The organism is Sulfurimonas sp. NW7 (genome assembly GCF_051132265.1).
Classification (GTDB): domain Bacteria; phylum Campylobacterota; class Campylobacteria; order Campylobacterales; family Sulfurimonadaceae; genus Sulfurimonas; species Sulfurimonas hydrogeniphila.
On sequence record NZ_CP093235.1, the window covers coordinates 2,017,898 to 2,036,281 of the forward strand.

Consider the following 18,384-nt stretch of genomic DNA (forward strand, 5'->3'; position numbering starts at 1 on the left):
CTATTTAAGACTGTTTAAATATGCAATTAATGCAACTATTTCAGGTATTTCACCACGTGCCACTGCATCTTTAACGTCTTGATCTTTCATTTTCGCTGTAATTTTTTTCGCTTCTTCCAGTGCCATAGCATGTGCTTGAGCAACAGAATCTGCCATTTTAACTACTGTAGTTGAGCCGTCTTTCATAGGAACAGGCTTGTTATACGGTACACCAAAGAACTGAGCATTTGTCAATTGTGTTGCATACGCAGTATCTATGTCTGCAGTATTTGCAAACATCCACGGATAACCAGGCATAATACTTGAAGGCATTACAGACTTTGGATCTTTCATGTGGTTTTCATGCCACTCCGTTGTTCTGTAATTTCCTACTCTATGTAAATCCGGACCTGTTCTTTTTGAACCCCAAAGGAATGGTCTGTCATACGCATACTCTCCACTTAAAGAGTAGTGACCGTAACGGTCAGTCTCCGCTTTAAACGGACGAATCAGCTGTGAATGACAGGCATTACAGCTGTTTTTGATATAAACATCACGACCGGCCTGTTCTAACAGACTTATCGGTTTAGTTCCGATAACAGGACGAGAAGCCTGTGCAAAGTTTGGAACGATTTCAATCAAACCTGCAAAAGCAATTACTACAAATACACCTACCGCAAAAAAGAACGGGTGTTTTTCTAACCAATGAAACATAATATAATCCTCCCTTTCTTAAGCGCCCATAGGCGAAGCATTTTGTAATTCAGACTCTTCCACAGGACGAGACGACATAGTTTTGTAAATATTATAAGCAAACATAAAGAAACCGATAAGATATAACAATCCACCTGTACCGCGAAGTGCGTAGTATGGATGCAATACATCAACAGTATCCATAAATGAATATGCCAGGTTTCCAAACTCATCGTGAGCACGCCACATCATACCCTGTGTAATACCTGCAATCCACATAGAAGTAAAGTAAAGAACGATACCTAAAGTTTGAATCCAGAATTGTGCAGCCATAAGACTTTTAGAATACAGTTCACGTTTGAATACACGCGGAGCCATATGGTAAAGCGCAGCAATAATCATAAATCCGACCCAACCAAGAGTACCGTCATGTACGTGACCGACAATCCAGTCAGTAAAGTGTGCAATAGCATTAACAGATTTAATCGCCTGGATAGGACCTTCTAGTGTAGAGAACATATAGAAAGTTGAAGCAAGAACCATAAACTTAATCAATGGAGATGCTGCAACCTGTTGCCATTCACCCTTCATTGTCAAAAGCATATTGATCGCTGAACCCCAAGACGGTAAAATCAAGACTACTGAGAAGATAGAACCCATAGTTTGCATCCAGTCAGGAACAGTTGAATAAAGAAGGTGGTGACCACCTGCCCAAAGATAAACAAACATTAAACCCCAAAATGATAGTAAAGACAATTTGTATGAATAAATCGCCTGTCCGGACTCTTTTGGTAAAAAGTAGTAAATCATAGCAATAATAGGCACTGTAAATACAAATGCAACCGCATTGTGTCCATACCACCACTGTACAAGCGCATCATTTGTACCTGCATACATTGAAATTGAATGGAACCAATCACCAATGTTTGTCTCACCTGCAGCAGAAGTTGCCAGCATTGTAGGTATTTCCATATTGTTAAAAAGATACAACATAGCCACACCTAAGAATGTAGCAATATAATACCATACAGAGATATATAAACTTTTCTCACGGCGAATACCGATAAGACCAAAAATACTTACACCCCACAGTACCCATACAACAACAATGGCAATGTCAATAGGCCATTCAAATTCTGCATACTCTTTTGAAGATGTATAGCCCATAAAAAGCGTTACAACTGCTGCTGCAACACCGATAACATATAACCAAAATTGAAGTTTACCGATAAACATCAAAAATTTTGATTCTGCCATAGATACTTTCAGTACCCTCTGACCAACATAAAACCAAGTAGCAAAAATACCACTTACTGTAAAACCAAATGCAACACTGTCTGTGTGCAATGGACGAAGACGACTAAAGTTTGTATATTCAGCCAAACCAGCACCAAAGATTGTATTCAATCCCGGGAATGCAAGTTCAAATGCAATAAATACACCGATGGTCATGCCAACAATTCCTAAAACAATTGTTGTCAACATGAACATCTTTGCAACCGTATAGTCGTACTCTAATGGACGATTCTCCATATATAGCCTCCTTAAGATTCAAAGCAATTAAGTCTTTTAAATGTATAAATACACTCAAAAGACTAATCAACATTTGTATATTAACAATAGATTTGTTTAATCTATCTTAAAAGTGACATAAAAATGACACTTTTTTTAATATCATTCTAAAAGGAAGCAATTAATTAGGAATTATGTGTTTGCTATAAGAAAATTACGAGAAAAGAGAGAGTTTTATCTTCTTATCAAAGATAAAAACTCACTGAATATATAGCGGCTCTCTTTGGGACCGGGGGAAGCTTCCGGGTGATGCTGGACTGAAAATACAGGCGCTTCATGATAACGTAAGCCTTCAATGGTTCCGTCAAAAAGATTTGTATGTGTCACCTCTGCAATCTCTGTAATAGTGTCCGGAACATTATAGTTATGGTTTTGTGCTGTAATCTCAACCAGTCCGGTTTTTTCGTTTTTGACAGGATGGTTGCCGCCGTGATGTCCGAACTTTAATTTAAAAGTATCATACCCGTGAGCAATTGAGAGCAGTTGATGCCCCAGACATATTCCAAACATCGGCACTTTTGCATCTATAAGCTTTTTAATCTGCTCCTGTTCGCGTTTAAGCACCAGAGGATCTCCGGGACCGTTTGACAAAAAGACGCCGTCAATTAATTTTGCATGATATTTTTCTATCAGGTCTTCGGCTATAAAATCATTTGGGATGACTTCTGCCTCGATGCCTGCACTCACAAGTTCATTTAAAATATTACGCTTGACACCAAAGTCAATGACAACGATTTTTGCTTCTGCTTTTGGTGCTTCGTCATACTTGAATGCTCTGTATGAAAAAGTGCTTGAAGTATGCTGATACGGCTCTTTTGTGCTGACCTGTTCTATATAGTTTACATCTTCAATGCGGGGAGCGTTTTGGAGAATCTGTTTCAGCTCTTCTTTGTCGCTTATTTGTGTTGAAGCAACCATCATCATGGAACCTTCGCTTCTGAGCATTTTTGTCAGATAGCGTGTGTCAATATCACAAATACCCATCACACTGTTCTCAATCAAAAAATCATGCAAGGAGTTTTGTGCACGAAAATTTGAATAACGCCCCTGGTATTTTCGCACTATCATTCCCTTGGCATGCGCCTTGGCGCTCTCCATATCCTGCTCATTCACACCGACATTTCCGATCTCCGGCATTGTAAAAGTAACAAACTGTCCGGCATACGAGGGATCACTCATTATCTCCTGATAGCCGCTCATTGAGGTATTAAAAACGATTTCGCCGACCTCTGTTTTGTCTGCACCAAAACTGTTTGCTTCCAAAAAAGTACCGTTCTCCAAATATATCCAGGCTTTTTTCAATGAATAACTCATACGCTTACTCCATTCCTCTTTTCATTAATTCTTCTCTGTAAAGTTTTTCATGCAAGATGTCAAACTCATCTGTTCCGGGAATAAATTTTCTCTTGTACGAACGAATTTTGTCCATTACAGCATCTTCAATTTCCGACGCATCCGCAATAAAAGAAGTAATGGCATTGTAAATAATATTTTTAATACGATTTTCCGTTACTTCAAAATGAATCAAATCTTCTTCATAAAGTTCATCAAGAATTTTGTGCGATATATCCGAGTACCGCTCCTCATAATCTAAAATCACCCCGTATTCGGGAGCCAGTTTTTTCTTAATCATAAAGAAAAGCTGTCTCTCGTCTGCAAGCATAAACTCAATCTCTTCTTCATTGTCCATACAGATCTCATCTACTTTTTTCTCAAGAGCCATCTCCTGCTTGACATTCTCTTCCAATACTTTCTGTGCCTCAAGTGCGACATTTTCAAGCCCTTTTGTCATTGTAACAGCACCGCTTTTGTTTAAATCAACAGCAATTTTATTTGCGATATGGGGAATAGTTTTAAGAGATATTTTCATAGATTCAGCCTGCTTATAAATTAAATTTAAGTATTTTACAATTATTTAGCTAATAGTTGCGTTAACTTTGATGCTTTTTTTGGATCCATCTTGGTTAATATTTTTCCTACTACTTTTGGTTTGAGAGACTGCAAAATAGCCACTGCTTCTATTTCGTCCATGTCCGAGAGTACATTTGCCGCAGCCCCTGCTTTCATTTTTGCAAATGTTTGCGATATTTTATTCATCTTTGTCGATTTCAGCTCTTTGAGAATTTGCGCATCTTTTTCAAGCATTGCTTTTATTTTCTTCTCTTTTTCGCTGATCTGCTCCAGTTTGGCATTCACTTCCTCTTCTTTCAAAGAAAGTTTTGCCTCTTTTTGTTTCAATAACTCTTCAGTAGCCGTTTTCAAGGCATTTAATGCCTGTTTTTGCTCATCTATACGTTCAAGTTCAACCAAAAGTTCATTTTTTCTTTCGTTGAATATTTGTGTGCATTCAAAAAGTTTGTCACTGTTTTGTATCGAAAAAAGTGAAGAGCAGAGAAATGCTGTAAGTAAAAGATATCTCAAGAGGCTTCCTTGCTTTTGTTTGTATAGGTCATTAGAGCAATTTCATCCAAATCTTTTGCCTCTTTGATTTTTATTTTTTTGAGTGCTTTTTTTATCTCTTCATATTCTAAATATTTATACTTTTCATACTCTGTCATGTTTTTTTTCAATGCCTCTTTTGCCTGTTCTACTTCGTTTTTTGCATATTGCAACCATTCCTGGTTATGCTGTATCACGGCTCTTTGTGCATCCAAAAGTGCCCTTCCTGCCATAAATTCTGCTATTTTTCCATGTGAGGGGAGAGAAATTTCCTGCAAAAACACCAGAGAGTCTTCCAGCGCTTTTTTTGCTTTTTGCAGGTTTGTATTTGCCTCTTGCAAAACACGTTCACTCTTTTGCATAATGTTTTTCTTTACATGTACCAAAGAGGTAAAACGTGTTTTCACGGCGTATCCTTATAAAATTATTGTATCTTCTCTTTCCGGTGATGTAGAAATTATACCGACTTTTGTTTTACTTATCTCTTCAATAAGTTTCACATAATCCTGCGCAGATGCCGGCAACTCTTCAAAAGTTCTCACGCCCACTGAATTGTCCCAGCCTTTAAAAGTTTTGTAAACCGGTTTGACATTTTCCAGATCAATCGGTACATAATCTATAGTCTTGCCCTTATATTCATAGGCAACACATACTTTTACCTCATCAAAACCGTCAAGAACATCAAGTTTCATCAGTGCAAGTTCGTCACATCCGTTCAGACGGCTTGCATAACGGGTTGCAACCGCATCAAACCAGCCACAGCGTCTTGCCCGGCCTGTAGTCGTTCCAAACTCATTCCCCTGTTCACCAAGACGTCTACCGGCTTCACCAAGGTCTTCACTCGGAAAAGGCCCGTTGCCTACACGGGTACAGTAGGCTTTTACAATACCTGTCACCTTCCCGATATCTTTGGCATTTAAACCCAGACCTGTACATGCTCCCGCACTTACGGTAGACGAAGAGGTCACATACGGATAGGTTCCGTGGTCAATATCAAGCATTGTTCCCTGGGCACCCTCAAGCAACACACGTTTGCCTTCACTGTCCAGAGCCCGCCATACCATCTGTGTTGTATCCGTAATATAAGGTGCCAACTTTTCTTTATAGCCTTTAAGCTCTGCCAAAAGTTCCTCTTTTTTCGGTGCATGCAGATCCATAACATCAAAAATAGGCTTGTTAAGCGCAAAATAGTCCAAAATAGTCTGACACAACTTCTCAGGATCCAGCAGTTCGCCCACACGATGTCCGATGCGGTTGATTTTGTCAGAGTAGGCAGGTCCTATCCCTTTTCCTGTTGTTCCAATTGCTTTATCGCCTTTGAGCTTCTCTTTTGCCTGGTCAATCTCTGCATGGTATGCAAGATTGAGATGTGCTTTATCTGAAATATAAAGACGTCCCTCAAGATTTTCAAACTGCTCCATCTCTTTGATAATAGAAACAGGAGAGAGAACAACACCGTTACCCACTACATTGACGGCTTTTGGATTCAAAACACCCGAAGGAATGAGATGCAGTGCATATTTGACTCCGTCCACCCAAATCGTATGTCCCGCATTGTGCCCGCCCTGGGAGCGACAAACCATATCATATTCCATTGCAAGTTTATCAACAATCTTGCCTTTGCCTTCGTCTCCCCACTGGATTCCGACAATCACATCTGCTTTATTTGTATACATATTTTCTTTTCCTCTTTTTCTATTGCTCTAATGCTTCACACAAAGTATCTGTATAAATTGCAAACCCTACAGATGTTAAATCTGAATCTTTATATCTTCCGCCCCGTGCATAGACTTCATTGCCTACTATGCATCTGAAAAACAGCTCATCATAATAAAGCATTTTTGCATAATACATTGGTGCCAAAACAGCATTTTCACAGGCAATTTCCGCGCACAGTTCTTTCATCTTCAAGAGTTCTTTTTTGATTGCTTCGGGTACCTTATGAAGCACATCATCTATCTGCTCCACATACTGCAGATAAACAAGTTCGCTCAGCCATTCGACTTTGAGATTCAAAAACTTGTCAATGTTGATATGTCTGAAATCATCTATAGTCAGTTCATCAAACATTGCAACCAGCAACTCGGGTATCTTAATATTGGAAATCTGCATCAGAGGCTTTACATGTAAGCGTTCAAAAATCTCTATTGCCAGTGTTGCCACACAAGAGAGTTTTTTCTCCCCCATAAATTCCACACCGACCTGATACTGTTCGTTTGTCGGGTAGGTAAACACAGGCTGGATATAAAACCACTTTTTCTGTTTCGTATTGCTTCCGAGTCTTTTTTTTATAATGCGTACAACATCTATTGTCGAGTCTGCACGTAAAGAAAGCGCATTGTTCTTTTCATCATTTATACGAATCAGCTCTCTTTGATCTGCAATACTTTGATGCTGATGGTAGGAAAACACAGGAGTTACTATCTCTTCGTAGCCATTTGCATCAAGAATATCACTTGCAGTTTTTTCTATCTGGCGTTTTATCTTGGCGGATTTGCCAAAATAAAGCTTTGAACCATTGGGTATTTCATGTTCAAGTATCATTTATATCTCTTTTTTTTCTAATGCGGTTTTAAAATAAACCTCATTATAAACTTTTGAAGCAATGCCCGCATACTCCAAACGTCCCAAACGGTGCAAGATCAACTCTATCGCATTGACAACCCAGAGAGATTCATGCGGTGCAATCAAGCCCATCTGGTTTATACGGAATATTTTACCTTTTAAATGGTCCTGTCCGCCGGCTACATTTACCCCGTACTCCTCTTTTAAAGCGGAGCGGATTTTTGCCGCATCTTTGTCATCAATGGTTGTCATGCTTTTAGCAGGCACTTTGGGGTAAGAGTGCAGACCTATCGCTTCGAGTGCTGCTCTTGTCGCTTTGGCACGTCTGGCTGTATTGCAATACAGCACGCCGAAACCACCCTCTTTTTTTATTGTCTCCAAAACTTCCAAAAGACCGATAACAAGTGTCGTAGCAGCAGTATAGGCTGTCGTGTTCTGGCGCTGCTTTTTGATTTCGGACGCAAGGTTAAAATAGTAGCCTTTGCCCTCGCCGATTTTATCTATCGCGGCATTGCTGAGTCCGATAATGGCAAGTCCCGGAGGCAGCATAAGTGCTTTTTGACTGCCTGCAATCAACGCATCAATATTTGTCACATCTATACGTTCAACACCGACAGCGGTAATCCCGTCCGCAATAATCATAATATCCGGATTGATTGCCTTGAGCGCCTCTGCTATCTCTTCCACGGGATGTCTCAGTCCGCCCGCACTCTCAGAAATCTGCACAGCCACAGCATCAATGTCGCTGTTGGATTTTACAACGGCAACAACATCTTCAACACTGACAGGTGTGTCCCACTCATTTTTTATCTCAATATTTTTGAGTCCGTGTGCTTTGGCAATTTTTCCAAAACGCTCGCCGAATTTTCCTGAATTGACACTTAAAAGTGTATTTTTACACAGGTTGACTACTGTTGCTTCCATAGCGCCTGTTCCGCTTGATGCAATCATAACAACTTCATCAGTAGCAAAAAGTTCAAAAAGATGTTTTCGTGTTTTTTCAAAAATAGCTTCAAATTCAGGGGTACGATGGTGCATTGTCTCATCAGCCATGGCATTTCTAACATTTTGCGGTACTGGTGTAGGACCGGGTGTAAAAAGTAACATATGTAATTTCCTGTGAGTTTTAGGTTGTTTAAAAATAAAACCTCGTATTATATCGAAATAAGTTTAAATTTTAAAAAAGAAGGTTCTTTCATGACATTGTCTGACTCTGTTTTACTAGGTATAATTGAAGGTTTTACCGAATTTCTTCCCATATCTTCAACCGGTCATCTGATTGTAGCGAGTCAATTTTTGGGTATAGACCAGACAAATGTCACCAAAGCGTATGAAGTTATCATCCAGTTTGCAGCTATTTTGGCTGTTGTTCTCAACTACAGAGAAAAATTTACATTCAAACATATTTCATTATGGACAAAAGTTTTTCTTGCCTTTTTGCCTATCGGTGCCGTCGGTTTTGTCTTCTCACATCAAATCAAAGAACTTTTTAGCATTACTATCGTTGCAACTATGTTCATTATAGGCGGATTTATCTTTTTATTGGTTGAAAAATTTTATATACCCAAAGAAAAAGAGCTCATAACAAATGTTGAAGATGTAACGCTCAAACAATCACTCTGGATAGGAATTGCTCAAATTTTTGCTCTCATTCCCGGAACTTCACGTGCGGGAGCAACAATCATCGGGGCCTTACTGGTCGGTTTGAACAGAAAGGCCAGTGCGGAATTCAGTTTTTTGCTTGCTTTTCCCGTAATGAGTGCCGTGAGTGGATATGATCTGCTCAAACATTATCATGAATTTTCTTCTGCAAACATCGAAGCTTTGGCGGTCGGCTTTGTTGTTGCTTTTGCTGTTGCCTATCTGACAATCAAGCTCTTTTTGAAATTTTTGGAAAAATTCACCTTTGTTGCCTTTGGTGTATACAGAATTCTTTTTGGTGTGATACTTTTAACGCTATTTAACTAATGGTACACTTTTTGCTGAGTCTCTCCTGTGAGACATTTTAAATCTATAAGGAGATATCATGCAAAGAATCAGCCGATACAGCGATCACTTACATGTATTGCTCAGTAAATTAGAAAAAACATTCTATCTGGCAAGCCGTAAATTCTTATAAGCTTTTTAAAATTTTACCCGCCAGTTTTAAAGCCTGGGAGCGGTGAGAAAGCTCTTTTTTGACTTTTTCATCCAACTCGCCCAGTGTTTTTTCATACCCCAGCGGTACAAACATCGGGTCATATCCAAAACCGCCTTCCCCTTTTGCCTCAGTAATCGCCTCTCCGTGCATCCATCCGTGTACTGTTTTTTCAATGCCTTTTGTTACAATGGCAATGGCTGCCGTATAATGTGCAGGAGAGTTTGTCACACCTTTTGCTTTGATATCCTGCATAAGCTTGTGCAGGTTCTCTTTGTCATCTGCCCCTTCTCCTCCGTATCTGGCACTGTAAATTCCCGGTGCACCTTCAAGCACATCCACACTTATGCCACTGTCATCAGCCAGTACAATTGCATTTTCATTACCCAAAGCCTTATAAACCGCACGTGCTTTAATCAGTGCATTCTCCTGAAAAGTATCGGCATCTTCTATAATTTCAAAAGCATCGATTAAATCTGTATAGGGCACTACTTCATATTCACTGCAAAGTTCTTTGATCTCTCTGACTTTTCCCTTGTTTGATGTTGCTAAAACCAGTTGTTTCAATTTCTTTCCTTAAATTATCTTTTAAATTATATTATTTATCTTTTGCAAATCAATTATAAATAATAGTTGCTCTATAATTACAAAATTATACACTAAAACAAAAGGATTTTTATGTTCAAAAAAGTTTTACCACTCTCCAGTATTCTTTTTCTCAGATTTTTAGGACTTTTTCTCGTTTTACCGGTTCTTTCCGTTTATGCTCTTGACCTGGAAGGGGCCACACCTTTTCTTGTCGGTGTTGTTGTCGGTGGCTATGCCCTGACACAGGCTGTTTTTCAGGTTCCTTTTGGAAGCATGAGTGATAAAATCGGAAGAAAACCGACGATACTCTTCGGTCTGATCATCTTTTTGGTCGGTTCGCTTATCTGTGCCTACTCAACAGATATATATACCTTGATGTTTGGGCGTTTTTTGCAGGGAGCCGGCGCTATCGGTTCTGTTGTCACTGCTATGATTGCCGATTTGGTTGAAGAGAAGCAGCGCGGCCATGCAATGGCAATCATGGGCGGGTTTATCGCTATGAGTTTTGCTGCTGCTATGGCACTCGGTCCGGTTATCGCCGCAGAATTCGGTATCAGTGTTATCTTCGTTATTACGGCGATCTTGTCACTTGTTGCCATTGTTATTCTATTTGTCAAAGTACCGACACCGCCAAAGATAAAACATATCTACCACGGAAAAACAAAAACGGCAGATATACTTAAAGATCCGAATCTCTTAAGTATGATTATTATCAATGCAATGCAAAAAGGTCTGATGACTGCCGCATTTGTCATCATTCCCGTTTTTTTGACCAAGCCGGAATACGGTTTTGGCTGGGAAAAGAGTGATCTGTGGATGGTCTATGTGCCTGCAATGATCGCAGGACTTATTGCGATGGGACCGGCTGCTGTATTTGGAGAAAAAAGAAATATTCCAAAACAGATATTTTTGCTTTCTATTGTGTTGTTTATCGCTTCATTTGTGATGATGGGAACAACAACTTCAAGTGCCGTATTTATCACTGCCGTTATCTTCTTTTTTGTGGCCTTTAATATGATGGAACCGCTTGTGCAGTCTATGATCAGCAAGTTTGCCAAAGTACACCAAAAAGGTGCCGCTTTGGGTATAGCAAACTCTGCGGCATATTTTGCAACCTTTTTGGGCGGTACCTTTGCCGGACTCTATCTTGATGTCAGCTCCAGAGAGACTTTGGGACTCACCATCGGTGCCATTGGTCTTTTATGGCTTCTGTGGACACTCTTGAAAATGAAAAATCCTACAAGATATTCTCATTTGATTATTCCACAAAATGAAGTCGACTTTGATAAACTCAATGCCCTGGAAAGCGAACATATTGCAGAGTGGTTCATCAATGAAACAGAGCATGTCGTCGTCATAAAATATGCAACGGAAAAACTCGAAGAAGAGACTCTCAAAGCGCAGATAATTAAATAATACTTGACATATATCATCTTCTAAAGAACAGGAATAAGTTAGAATAATCAAAAAGGGATTTGCCTATGCGATTATTCTTCTTGTCAGTCACGCTTGTTTTGGGCCTGCTGAGTATAACCGGATGTGAAAAAAAGTCTGCCGTACAGGCCCACGAAGTCCATTTTGACAGAGATATGTGTGCACGCTGTGCAATGGTTGTCAGTGACCGGAAAAACACGGTCCAGGTCATCAACCCCTCAAACGGAAAATATTACCCCTTTGATGATATTGGCTGCATGGTTCTTTGGTTTCATGATGAACAGATTCCCTGGAAGGACAAAGCTGTTATCTGGGTGACAGATGCAAAAACAGGAAAATGGATTAATGCAAGAACTGCCTACTATGACACTGAAAACATTACCCCAATGGCATACGGATTTTCTGCTCATGCTTCCAAAAATGATATAGCAAAAGATCAGGAGATTATAGATTTCAATGAAGTGCTCAGACGTGTCAAAAAGATCGGAAGATAGGTTTTTTGTCCTCCATAATTAAATCCGGCTCGATAAAAGGAGCAAGTTTGAGCAAAAAATCAAGCAGACTCATCACCGGAGCCGCGTAAAAGAACTTGACTTTGTTGTTCTCCTGCCACAGCAGATCAGCATGCTGGTAGACACGGTAGGGTGTATCGCCTATACCGTCACTGTTTGCATCAAAACCGTCATACCTGTCCCAGTAATTATACTCCACAACATTGGAAGCATCAAAATCACCTCCGATATCCTTGAGCACATCATCAATATTTCCAAAAAATTTATTATGTACAATCATGTTGTCTCTGATAGAGGCGTGAAAATGCAGTGCTTCGGCATTATAGGCTATTTCATTGTTTTTAAAAAAGCGTTTCATTCCCCGCGCTTTTTCAGCCCCTTGAATATAAATACCTTTTGCGTTATAACGCACACTGTTGCCTGTAAATACAAAATTGGAAACACTGCCTATCATCACGCCGATTCCGGCTGCTCCTGTTGAACTGTAAATTTTATTTGCAATAACCTGCGTATCTTTTGCACCCATAAACATCATGCCCACAGAATTATACATGTAGCTGTTGTTTTTAAATATATTTGCATTACTGAGTTCGAGATGTGTTGCAAACCTGTTATGTGCAAATTTATTTTTCTGAAAAAGATTATGATGCGAATAGCGCAGTGTCACATCCCGTGCATCATGAATGTTGTTTGCTTCAATGGTGTTGTAGTGCGAATAGTACAGCTTCAAAGCATTCCCGCGCAAGGCAATATCATTTTTTGCAACAGTGATATCATTTTGCAAAACCAAAGAGTTTTGCACCATATCCATGTCAATTCCATACAATACATTTTTCAGTGTACAGTGGCTGATTTCACAGTACTTTACCTGTTTCAGGCTAATTGCTGCATCAATAGAGCGCATGTTTTTTCCGCTGTTTGTGATAATTATGTTTTTTAAACGTACATGTGCGCTTTGTATCCTGACAACAGAACCTCTTCCTTCTCCCCTGATTTCAACCTGATTGCCAACCCCGATAATTGTCAGCGGTTTCTTAATAAGAATATTTCCATGATAAATACCGTTTTGAAGCTTAATGACGGCACCCGCGGATGCCTGATCAACAGCTTCCTGCAAGGAGTTTGCAAAAAGAGAGGAGATAAAAATTACAAAAAGTATGAGGAATTTCATTCTGTTTTGTACCTCAACATCAGTAAAACTTGTGAATCTCTTCCATAATATCTGCAAATTCTATTGTTTCGCCTTTTTCTTTTAAAAACGAGATAAGATATTTTTCGCTTGCTGCAAGACCCTCTTTTTTCTCTATTTCCAAAAGTCTGGCATACAGGTCCGCTATGATTTCAATAACATGCCTTGATATGGTCTTTCTTGAAGCATGATACCCTATGATTTTCCCGGTGTCTGTGTCTTTTCTGATTTCAAACTCGGTAAATATCCAATAGTAGCGCCCGTCTTTTGCCAGATTTTTCACAACAGCATTAATGTTTTTTCCCTGTTTTATCGTCTCCCATAACAGTTTAAATACTACTTTTGGCATATCCGGATGGCGCACAATACTGTGAGGCTGTCCCAACAGTTCTTCTTCCGTATACCCTGAAACTTCCTGAAAATAATCATTGGCATAAGTGATCTTTCCTTTTTCGTCTGTTTCACTGACGATGTATCGTTTCGGATCCAGCTGAATCTCTTCATCTATTGGTGTCGGTTTTGTCATTTTTTTCTCCTACAGGCTGTCGTTGAGCCAGTTGATAAGTCCTCTGTTAATCTCTCTGAATCCGAGAATGCGTTTTCCCTTGTGCCTTTTTGCAAACTCTTCCGCTCTTTTATATGAGTCAAAAGGCACCAGGTCATCACCCGAAGGAGAGGTCGTATCACTTCCGTACACATAAAAGGCACCTTTGGCTTTGATAGGTTCTGCCGTTGCAAAATCAGTCACATAGATGTTTTTGAAATCACTCTCCTGTTTTATGCCGTATTCAGGCCATGCGGCAGGCCGAAAATAAAATTCAAACATGGATTTTGGAGAAACAAAAAATATTTTCTTTCCGCTTGCCAGTTCTATCTTCGCGACCCATGTCGGATATTTGTAGACTTTCATCTGTCTTATCAGCCCTGTCGTATTTTTGTCATAATTCATCTCATACGAAAACAACAGTGTTGCAAACAGGACCATACTCATAATTTTTTTCATAACAGCTCCTAGACCAAATCTTTTTTCTCAAATATTTTATATCCAAGATACGCAAACCCAATCCCCAAAACAAGAGGATACCCAATAGCAAGCAGTACAAAAGTTGTCTGACTTACAGAGTCAAGTATATAATAGGCAACCGGGCCCATCACTGTCAACTGTGGATCAAACAGTGATATGGCTGCCACCCGGAAAATCTCCATAGGGTTTAACAGTGCTATGGTGATAATCAAACCTTCACTAAAACGCTCCTGCATCATCAGTGATATAAGGGCAATGTCTATAAATGCCAGTAAAAATATCCAAATAAAAAATGCGATACCCAAAGCCACTTCGGATGATTTTACAAAAGAGGAGATAAAAAAAGCAATGCCAAGAAATGTGGCACTCATCGCAAACAAAAGCCCGGTATACAAAAAGAAAATACCCCAGGGAATTTCGGCTCCCTTAAAAGCACCGTAGACAACGGCAATCACCATCGCAAAAACAACAGGCAGATAGACGGTAATAAAACGCCCGATAATCTTCCCCCAGTAATACTGCTTTAAAGAGATAGGGAAAGAGAGCATATACTCCAAAATATGACTGTCTCTGTCCCCCGAGATGGAACGAACCGTAGTAATCAAAATAAATATAGGCAAAATAACAATCGTTATCTGAATATACATCAACAGCAGACGGCTCAGCCCGCTGAATCCCATTACCTGCGATTCCGTCACCCCTGCTATAAAAAACAGGGCAATCAGACCGCCAAACACAAGGGAATAGACTAAAAACCATTTCGCCCGGATTGACTCTTTTAAATCCAAATATGCAATTAAATATAAATTTTTCATTTAAAATCTCTCATCTGATACAATTTTTCCCATATCCATATAGATCTGCCTGTTGACCAACTCTCTTACCTCTTCAAGCCTGTGCGTTACAAAGAGCAAAACTTTCTCCTGCTCATTTTGCCTGAGCAGTCTGTAAAAATCATCTCTGGCTTTTGGATCAAGGTTTGCCGTCGGTTCATCATATATGATAATGTCACTCTTCTTTGCCAAAGAGATTGCGATAAGAAGCTTCTGTTTCATTCCTCCGCTGAGTTTGAAAAATGATTTGTTCAAATTGGCATTTATATCGAGTTTCATTTCATTCGCATAATGTTTCACCAACTCTTTGTCCACCTCGGCACTCACACAGACATACTGTATCAGTTCGTCAATACTGAGCTTGATAGGCGGAGGAAGCTGCGGCACAAAACTGATATGGGACAAAACATCGACTCTCTTTTTTACAGGATTCAATCCGTTAATCAGCACCTCTCCGGCATCAGGATGGTAATATCCCAAAATCGAACGGATGAGTGTTGTTTTTCCTGCACCGTTTGCGCCCATAAGTGCTATGGATTCGTTTTTCCTAAATTCACAGCTGACATTGTCAAGGGAAATATTCTGTCCGAATTTTTTTGTTACATGGGATATCTGAATCATAATTTACACCAAACTTTTTAATCGAAAATCGAAATTGAGCGCATCTTCATGGCAAACATCTATACATCTTCCGCATAAAGTACAGTCCGCACCCGTAATGTACTCTCTTGTGATGCCTTCTTCTTCTCTCTGTTTGTCATATTTTGCCTTTGTGATTTCCAAAACCTGATTTTCAAAACAGACATCATGACAGACCATACAGTGGTCACAGTTGTCATTCCATTCAACACGCAATGCGGAGACTTTTCCTATCATACCATAGGTTGTGCCTATCGGACAGATATATGTACACCAGGCCCGGCGTGAAAAAAAGACCTCAAAAGCCAGCACCACCAAAACCCAGACAAGTGCCAGACTCCAGCCGTACGCAATTGCACGGGAGAGTATTCCCACGACATTAAATGTTTCAAAAACAAGATAGCCGCTTGTAAATGAGAGTATAAGAAAAATCACCCAAAAAGCATAACGGATTCGATGATCAAACCTTCTCTCTTTTATAATTTTTTTATGCACCAGCGTATCATGCCATTTTTCGCCTATTTCGCTCAATATTCCATAAGGACAGACCCAGGCACAATAGCTCCTGCCCCCAACCAAAATATAAAACAGCACAATTGTACTCACACCGATAATGATGTTTATATGCAGATGGTGCTCTGCCATCAGCATCTCCAAAGTTGTAAAAGGATCAATCAGGTGAAAGCCCAAAAAACGCGAACCGTTTAATGTTCCTTCAAGCATTTGAATATCCACAGCAAAAGATAAAAAGAACATCAGATGAATTACTATAACAAGAATCCATCTTTTGGCTCTGTAGCTCAGAACCTTTTTCCCCTCTTTTGTTGTGTTATAGAATGTTGACCAGAAAGTTGTTCTTTTTATCGTCTCTCTATTATGATACTTATCCATTTTTATTCCTGTTTCACTGCTTGTGCTCTTGCCGGAAACTCACCTATTTCATTGGCAAACCTGCGTAAATCCTCTTGTGTCATATGAATTAAAAGCCCTTTCATCACCAGGTTTTCTTTTCTTCCCGATTTAAAGTCTTCAAGTTTTTTGTAAATTGTCTCCGCACTTTGTCCGAAGAGCTTCGGTCCCATCAGTTTTTTCCCGTACTGCATACCGCTGCCGTCTACACCGTGACAGGAAGCACATTTGCTTTTGTACGCATCACTTACTTTAAAACCTGCAACATTGCCGGCCTTCTCTCGCAATGCACTTAATGCTTCGTTCTCTTTTTCTCTGTCACTCTTTTCCTGTGGTTGGCTCTCTTGCACAGCAGCTGTTCTGTTGCCGATATCTGCAATAATTTTTCCGTGTTCGCCTCCGTTGTATGCACCTCCGTTCATAGCCGTCCACGCCATCAGTCCAAAAATTACAAGTGTTAAGATTCCTACAATTATATTTTTCATTCTCTGCCCCTCATCTTGTTAATCTCTTTATTAAAGGCATATATTTCATCTGCCATAGCTCTAATCTGTTCGTCACTCATCATCTGGATAAGATCATTCATCAAAGGATTGGACTTCTTTCCGGTTTTAAAATCCTGAATTCTATTGTATATATAGTCCGCTTTTCTCTCCAGAAGCGACGGCCCGATAACCCCGTTTGCATAATCATTGTGACAAGGTGCACATCTGACGATAAAGTTTTTGCTTAGTTTTTTTACCAGCATCGTGACCTGAATCTGTTCATAGGGGCTGCGTACATGTAAATTGGCATCGATGTCAGTACGCTTTTTTGTATTGACTTCCTGCACACTCTCTTTCTCTCCGTAATCATAATAAAACGAGTTATTCTGTGTTTTTCCATTCTCCTGCCGGGCCACTTTCACCGCATGCGCATTTTTATTTTCAACTATTTCAATCTTTGGACTGCTCTTTTGATTTTTAGCAGACAGAGATTGCTCTTTTTGTGATCTGTCCTCTTTTGAGTCACTGCATGCGCTTAAAAGTGTCAGCAAGACCAACGACGAAGTAAGAACAAAACCCTTCATACTCTTTTTTCTTTTATCTGTTTTCATGGGATTTCCTATGTTGTTTTTTCATAATACTGTTCGTATGTTACTCTTGGTTTGACGACTATCGACGGTTTTTGCGTCGGGCAGACCTCCTGACAGGCTCCGCATCCTATACACCCGTCATATATTTCAGGGCGCTTCCCTCCCTGCGCATCCGGAACCATAGCGATGGCACTTAAAGGGTTGGGAACCGGGCACATATCGGCACACAGCGTACACTCTTTTCCCTCATACCCGTCAAATTTTTCAAGAAGCTGCAATTCCTGACTTGTCACATTGTTGACAGAGGCGGTAAAGGCTTTCATCTTGTCATTGTAGCCTTTTGGTACCGGAGTATTTGTCATTGCCAGACAGGTATCGGGAAATTCCAGTACGGCAACTCCCATCTGAATATCTTCGGGTTTTGAGCAACTGTGGTCCAAAGCACCGCTTGGACAGGCCAGCACACAGGGAACGGCATCACAGGCATAACATCCCCGGATATTTGCATCTATGTAAGGCGTCCCCTCGCCTGTTCCCTTGGCAATATCTGCCAGTTTTATAGAGTGGTACGGGCACACCTGCAGACACTGCCCGCATTTAATGCATAAACCTAAAAACTCTTTTTCAGGAACCGCCCCCGGCGGACGAAGCCGATTCTCTTTTGCCTGCAAATACGGGCTCAAAACAATACCGCCTCCCAGAACCAGTCCCAAAACACCCAATGTAGAGTACTTTATAAATTCTCTTCTGTCTGTTTTTACTTGCTTTGCCATAGTGTTCCTTTTTTGTTAACTTG

General features: G+C 40.0%; 22 protein-coding genes. 3 read left to right on the top strand and 19 right to left on the bottom strand.

Annotation, left to right across the window (positions count from 1 at the left end; genetic code table 11):
- The 9 genes from ccoO to MLC35_RS10595 form a co-directional block, all read right to left on the bottom strand.
- Positions 1–693: a cytochrome-c oxidase, cbb3-type subunit II gene (ccoO, locus tag MLC35_RS10555; protein WP_346389729.1), complete on the bottom strand. Its 693-nt coding sequence runs from the start codon at positions 691–693 to the stop codon at positions 1–3.
- Positions 694–711: 18 nt separating this feature from the next.
- The gene (ccoN, locus tag MLC35_RS10560; RefSeq protein WP_346389730.1) at positions 712–2,205 is read right to left on the bottom strand and encodes a cytochrome-c oxidase, cbb3-type subunit I; all 1,494 of its coding nucleotides are present in this window, start codon (positions 2,203–2,205) and stop codon (positions 712–714) included.
- 213 nt (positions 2,206–2,418) lie between these two features.
- Complete coding sequence (gene carA / locus MLC35_RS10565) at positions 2,419–3,558, bottom strand: glutamine-hydrolyzing carbamoyl-phosphate synthase small subunit (RefSeq protein ID WP_346389731.1); 1,140 nt, start codon at positions 3,556–3,558, stop codon at positions 2,419–2,421.
- Positions 3,559–3,562: 4 nt separating this feature from the next.
- Positions 3,563–4,114, bottom strand: a complete 552-nt coding sequence (locus MLC35_RS10570) for a DUF507 family protein (protein ID WP_151899416.1) — start codon at positions 4,112–4,114, stop codon at positions 3,563–3,565.
- 41 nt (positions 4,115–4,155) lie between these two features.
- Positions 4,156–4,665, bottom strand: coding sequence for a MotE family protein (locus MLC35_RS10575; RefSeq protein ID WP_151899415.1), 510 nt, complete (start codon positions 4,663–4,665; stop codon positions 4,156–4,158).
- The gene (locus tag MLC35_RS10580; protein WP_434580503.1) at positions 4,662–5,090 is read right to left on the bottom strand and encodes a flagellar export protein FliJ; all 429 of its coding nucleotides are present in this window, start codon (positions 5,088–5,090) and stop codon (positions 4,662–4,664) included. The genes MLC35_RS10575 and MLC35_RS10580 overlap by 4 nt, the downstream gene beginning before the upstream one ends.
- 9 nt (positions 5,091–5,099) lie before the next feature.
- The gene (locus MLC35_RS10585) at positions 5,100–6,359 is read right to left on the bottom strand and encodes an adenylosuccinate synthase (protein WP_151899413.1); all 1,260 of its coding nucleotides are present in this window, start codon (positions 6,357–6,359) and stop codon (positions 5,100–5,102) included.
- A gap of 19 nt (positions 6,360–6,378) precedes the next feature.
- Positions 6,379–7,227, bottom strand: coding sequence for an ATP phosphoribosyltransferase regulatory subunit (locus MLC35_RS10590; protein ID WP_151899412.1), 849 nt, complete (start codon positions 7,225–7,227; stop codon positions 6,379–6,381).
- Positions 7,228–8,355, bottom strand: a complete 1,128-nt coding sequence (locus MLC35_RS10595; protein WP_434636946.1) for a pyridoxal-phosphate-dependent aminotransferase family protein — start codon at positions 8,353–8,355, stop codon at positions 7,228–7,230. It abuts the gene before it with no gap.
- Between the two features lie 90 nt (positions 8,356–8,445).
- Here MLC35_RS10595 and MLC35_RS10600 point away from each other — a divergent pair, with 90 nt between their 5' ends.
- Positions 8,446–9,216 (top strand): undecaprenyl-diphosphate phosphatase, encoded by a 771-nt coding sequence (locus tag MLC35_RS10600; RefSeq protein ID WP_434636948.1) that lies wholly within the window; start codon positions 8,446–8,448, stop codon positions 9,214–9,216.
- A gap of 145 nt (positions 9,217–9,361) precedes the next feature.
- On the opposite strand, the gene rdgB is transcribed toward MLC35_RS10600, so the two are convergent.
- Positions 9,362–9,952: an RdgB/HAM1 family non-canonical purine NTP pyrophosphatase gene (rdgB, locus tag MLC35_RS10605; RefSeq protein WP_151899409.1), complete on the bottom strand. Its 591-nt coding sequence runs from the start codon at positions 9,950–9,952 to the stop codon at positions 9,362–9,364.
- Between the two features lie 111 nt (positions 9,953–10,063).
- On the opposite strand from rdgB, the gene MLC35_RS10610 reads away from it, so the two are divergent.
- Together MLC35_RS10610 and MLC35_RS10615 are read left to right on the top strand one after the other, a co-directional pair.
- A complete protein-coding gene (locus MLC35_RS10610; RefSeq protein ID WP_434580513.1) occupies positions 10,064–11,389 on the top strand; it encodes an MFS transporter in 1,326 nt (441 codons plus the stop codon).
- Between the two features lie 65 nt (positions 11,390–11,454).
- Positions 11,455–11,901, top strand: a complete 447-nt coding sequence (locus MLC35_RS10615) for a hypothetical protein (protein WP_151899407.1) — start codon at positions 11,455–11,457, stop codon at positions 11,899–11,901.
- On the opposite strand, the gene nosD is transcribed toward MLC35_RS10615, so the two are convergent.
- From nosD to MLC35_RS10660, 9 genes are read right to left on the bottom strand one after another with little or no spacing between them, the layout of a single operon-like run.
- Positions 11,882–13,147: a nitrous oxide reductase family maturation protein NosD gene (gene nosD / locus MLC35_RS10620; RefSeq protein ID WP_434636950.1), complete on the bottom strand. Its 1,266-nt coding sequence runs from the start codon at positions 13,145–13,147 to the stop codon at positions 11,882–11,884. The genes MLC35_RS10615 and nosD overlap by 20 nt on opposite strands.
- Positions 13,110–13,634: a PAS domain-containing protein gene (locus MLC35_RS10625; RefSeq protein ID WP_151899405.1), complete on the bottom strand. Its 525-nt coding sequence runs from the start codon at positions 13,632–13,634 to the stop codon at positions 13,110–13,112. Before MLC35_RS10625 ends, nosD begins: the two co-directional genes overlap by 38 nt.
- Positions 13,635–13,643: 9 nt before the next feature.
- Positions 13,644–14,111, bottom strand: a complete 468-nt coding sequence (locus MLC35_RS10630) for a nitrous oxide reductase accessory protein NosL (protein WP_434580515.1) — start codon at positions 14,109–14,111, stop codon at positions 13,644–13,646.
- An 8-nt stretch (positions 14,112–14,119) separates the two neighbouring features.
- Positions 14,120–14,947: an ABC transporter permease gene (locus MLC35_RS10635; protein ID WP_151899403.1), complete on the bottom strand. Its 828-nt coding sequence runs from the start codon at positions 14,945–14,947 to the stop codon at positions 14,120–14,122.
- A complete protein-coding gene (locus tag MLC35_RS10640; RefSeq protein WP_151899402.1) occupies positions 14,948–15,586 on the bottom strand; it encodes an ABC transporter ATP-binding protein in 639 nt (212 codons plus the stop codon). It lies immediately after the preceding gene.
- A 3-nt stretch (positions 15,587–15,589) separates the two neighbouring features.
- Positions 15,590–16,495, bottom strand: a complete 906-nt coding sequence (locus MLC35_RS10645) for a NapH/MauN family ferredoxin-type protein (protein WP_151899401.1) — start codon at positions 16,493–16,495, stop codon at positions 15,590–15,592.
- A gap of 2 nt (positions 16,496–16,497) precedes the next feature.
- A complete protein-coding gene (locus MLC35_RS10650) occupies positions 16,498–16,998 on the bottom strand; it encodes a c-type cytochrome (RefSeq protein WP_151899400.1) in 501 nt (166 codons plus the stop codon).
- On the bottom strand, positions 16,995–17,609 hold the full coding sequence (locus MLC35_RS10655; protein WP_230973289.1) for a c-type cytochrome: 615 nt from the start codon (positions 17,607–17,609) through the stop codon (positions 16,995–16,997). Before MLC35_RS10655 ends, MLC35_RS10650 begins: the two co-directional genes overlap by 4 nt.
- 8 nt (positions 17,610–17,617) lie before the next feature.
- Positions 17,618–18,361 (bottom strand): 4Fe-4S dicluster domain-containing protein, encoded by a 744-nt coding sequence (locus MLC35_RS10660; RefSeq protein ID WP_434636954.1) that lies wholly within the window; start codon positions 18,359–18,361, stop codon positions 17,618–17,620.
- Positions 18,362–18,384: the final 23 nt, after the last annotated feature.

Coding starts and splice junctions, on each gene's coding strand:
- ccoO (WP_346389729.1), bottom strand. CDS start 693: ATGTTTCATTGGTTAGAAAAACACCCGTTCTTTTTTGCGGTAGGTGTA.
- ccoN (WP_346389730.1), bottom strand. CDS start 2,205: ATGGAGAATCGTCCATTAGAGTACGACTATACGGTTGCAAAGATGTTC.
- carA (WP_346389731.1), bottom strand. CDS start 3,558: ATGAGTTATTCATTGAAAAAAGCCTGGATATATTTGGAGAACGGTACT.
- MLC35_RS10570 (WP_151899416.1), bottom strand. CDS start 4,114: ATGAAAATATCTCTTAAAACTATTCCCCATATCGCAAATAAAATTGCT.
- MLC35_RS10585 (WP_151899413.1), bottom strand. CDS start 6,359: ATGTATACAAATAAAGCAGATGTGATTGTCGGAATCCAGTGGGGAGAC.
- MLC35_RS10590 (WP_151899412.1), bottom strand. CDS start 7,227: ATGATACTTGAACATGAAATACCCAATGGTTCAAAGCTTTATTTTGGC.
- MLC35_RS10595 (WP_434636946.1), bottom strand. CDS start 8,355: ATGTTACTTTTTACACCCGGTCCTACACCAGTACCGCAAAATGTTAGA.
- MLC35_RS10600 (WP_434636948.1), top strand. CDS start 8,446: ATGACATTGTCTGACTCTGTTTTACTAGGTATAATTGAAGGTTTTACC.
- MLC35_RS10610 (WP_434580513.1), top strand. CDS start 10,064: ATGTTCAAAAAAGTTTTACCACTCTCCAGTATTCTTTTTCTCAGATTT.
- MLC35_RS10615 (WP_151899407.1), top strand. CDS start 11,455: ATGCGATTATTCTTCTTGTCAGTCACGCTTGTTTTGGGCCTGCTGAGT.
- MLC35_RS10625 (WP_151899405.1), bottom strand. CDS start 13,634: ATGACAAAACCGACACCAATAGATGAAGAGATTCAGCTGGATCCGAAA.
- MLC35_RS10630 (WP_434580515.1), bottom strand. CDS start 14,111: ATGAAAAAAATTATGAGTATGGTCCTGTTTGCAACACTGTTGTTTTCG.
- MLC35_RS10635 (WP_151899403.1), bottom strand. CDS start 14,947: ATGAAAAATTTATATTTAATTGCATATTTGGATTTAAAAGAGTCAATC.
- MLC35_RS10640 (WP_151899402.1), bottom strand. CDS start 15,586: ATGATTCAGATATCCCATGTAACAAAAAAATTCGGACAGAATATTTCC.
- MLC35_RS10645 (WP_151899401.1), bottom strand. CDS start 16,495: ATGGATAAGTATCATAATAGAGAGACGATAAAAAGAACAACTTTCTGG.
- MLC35_RS10650 (WP_151899400.1), bottom strand. CDS start 16,998: ATGAAAAATATAATTGTAGGAATCTTAACACTTGTAATTTTTGGACTG.
- MLC35_RS10655 (WP_230973289.1), bottom strand. CDS start 17,609: ATGAAAACAGATAAAAGAAAAAAGAGTATGAAGGGTTTTGTTCTTACT.
- MLC35_RS10660 (WP_434636954.1), bottom strand. CDS start 18,361: ATGGCAAAGCAAGTAAAAACAGACAGAAGAGAATTTATAAAGTACTCT.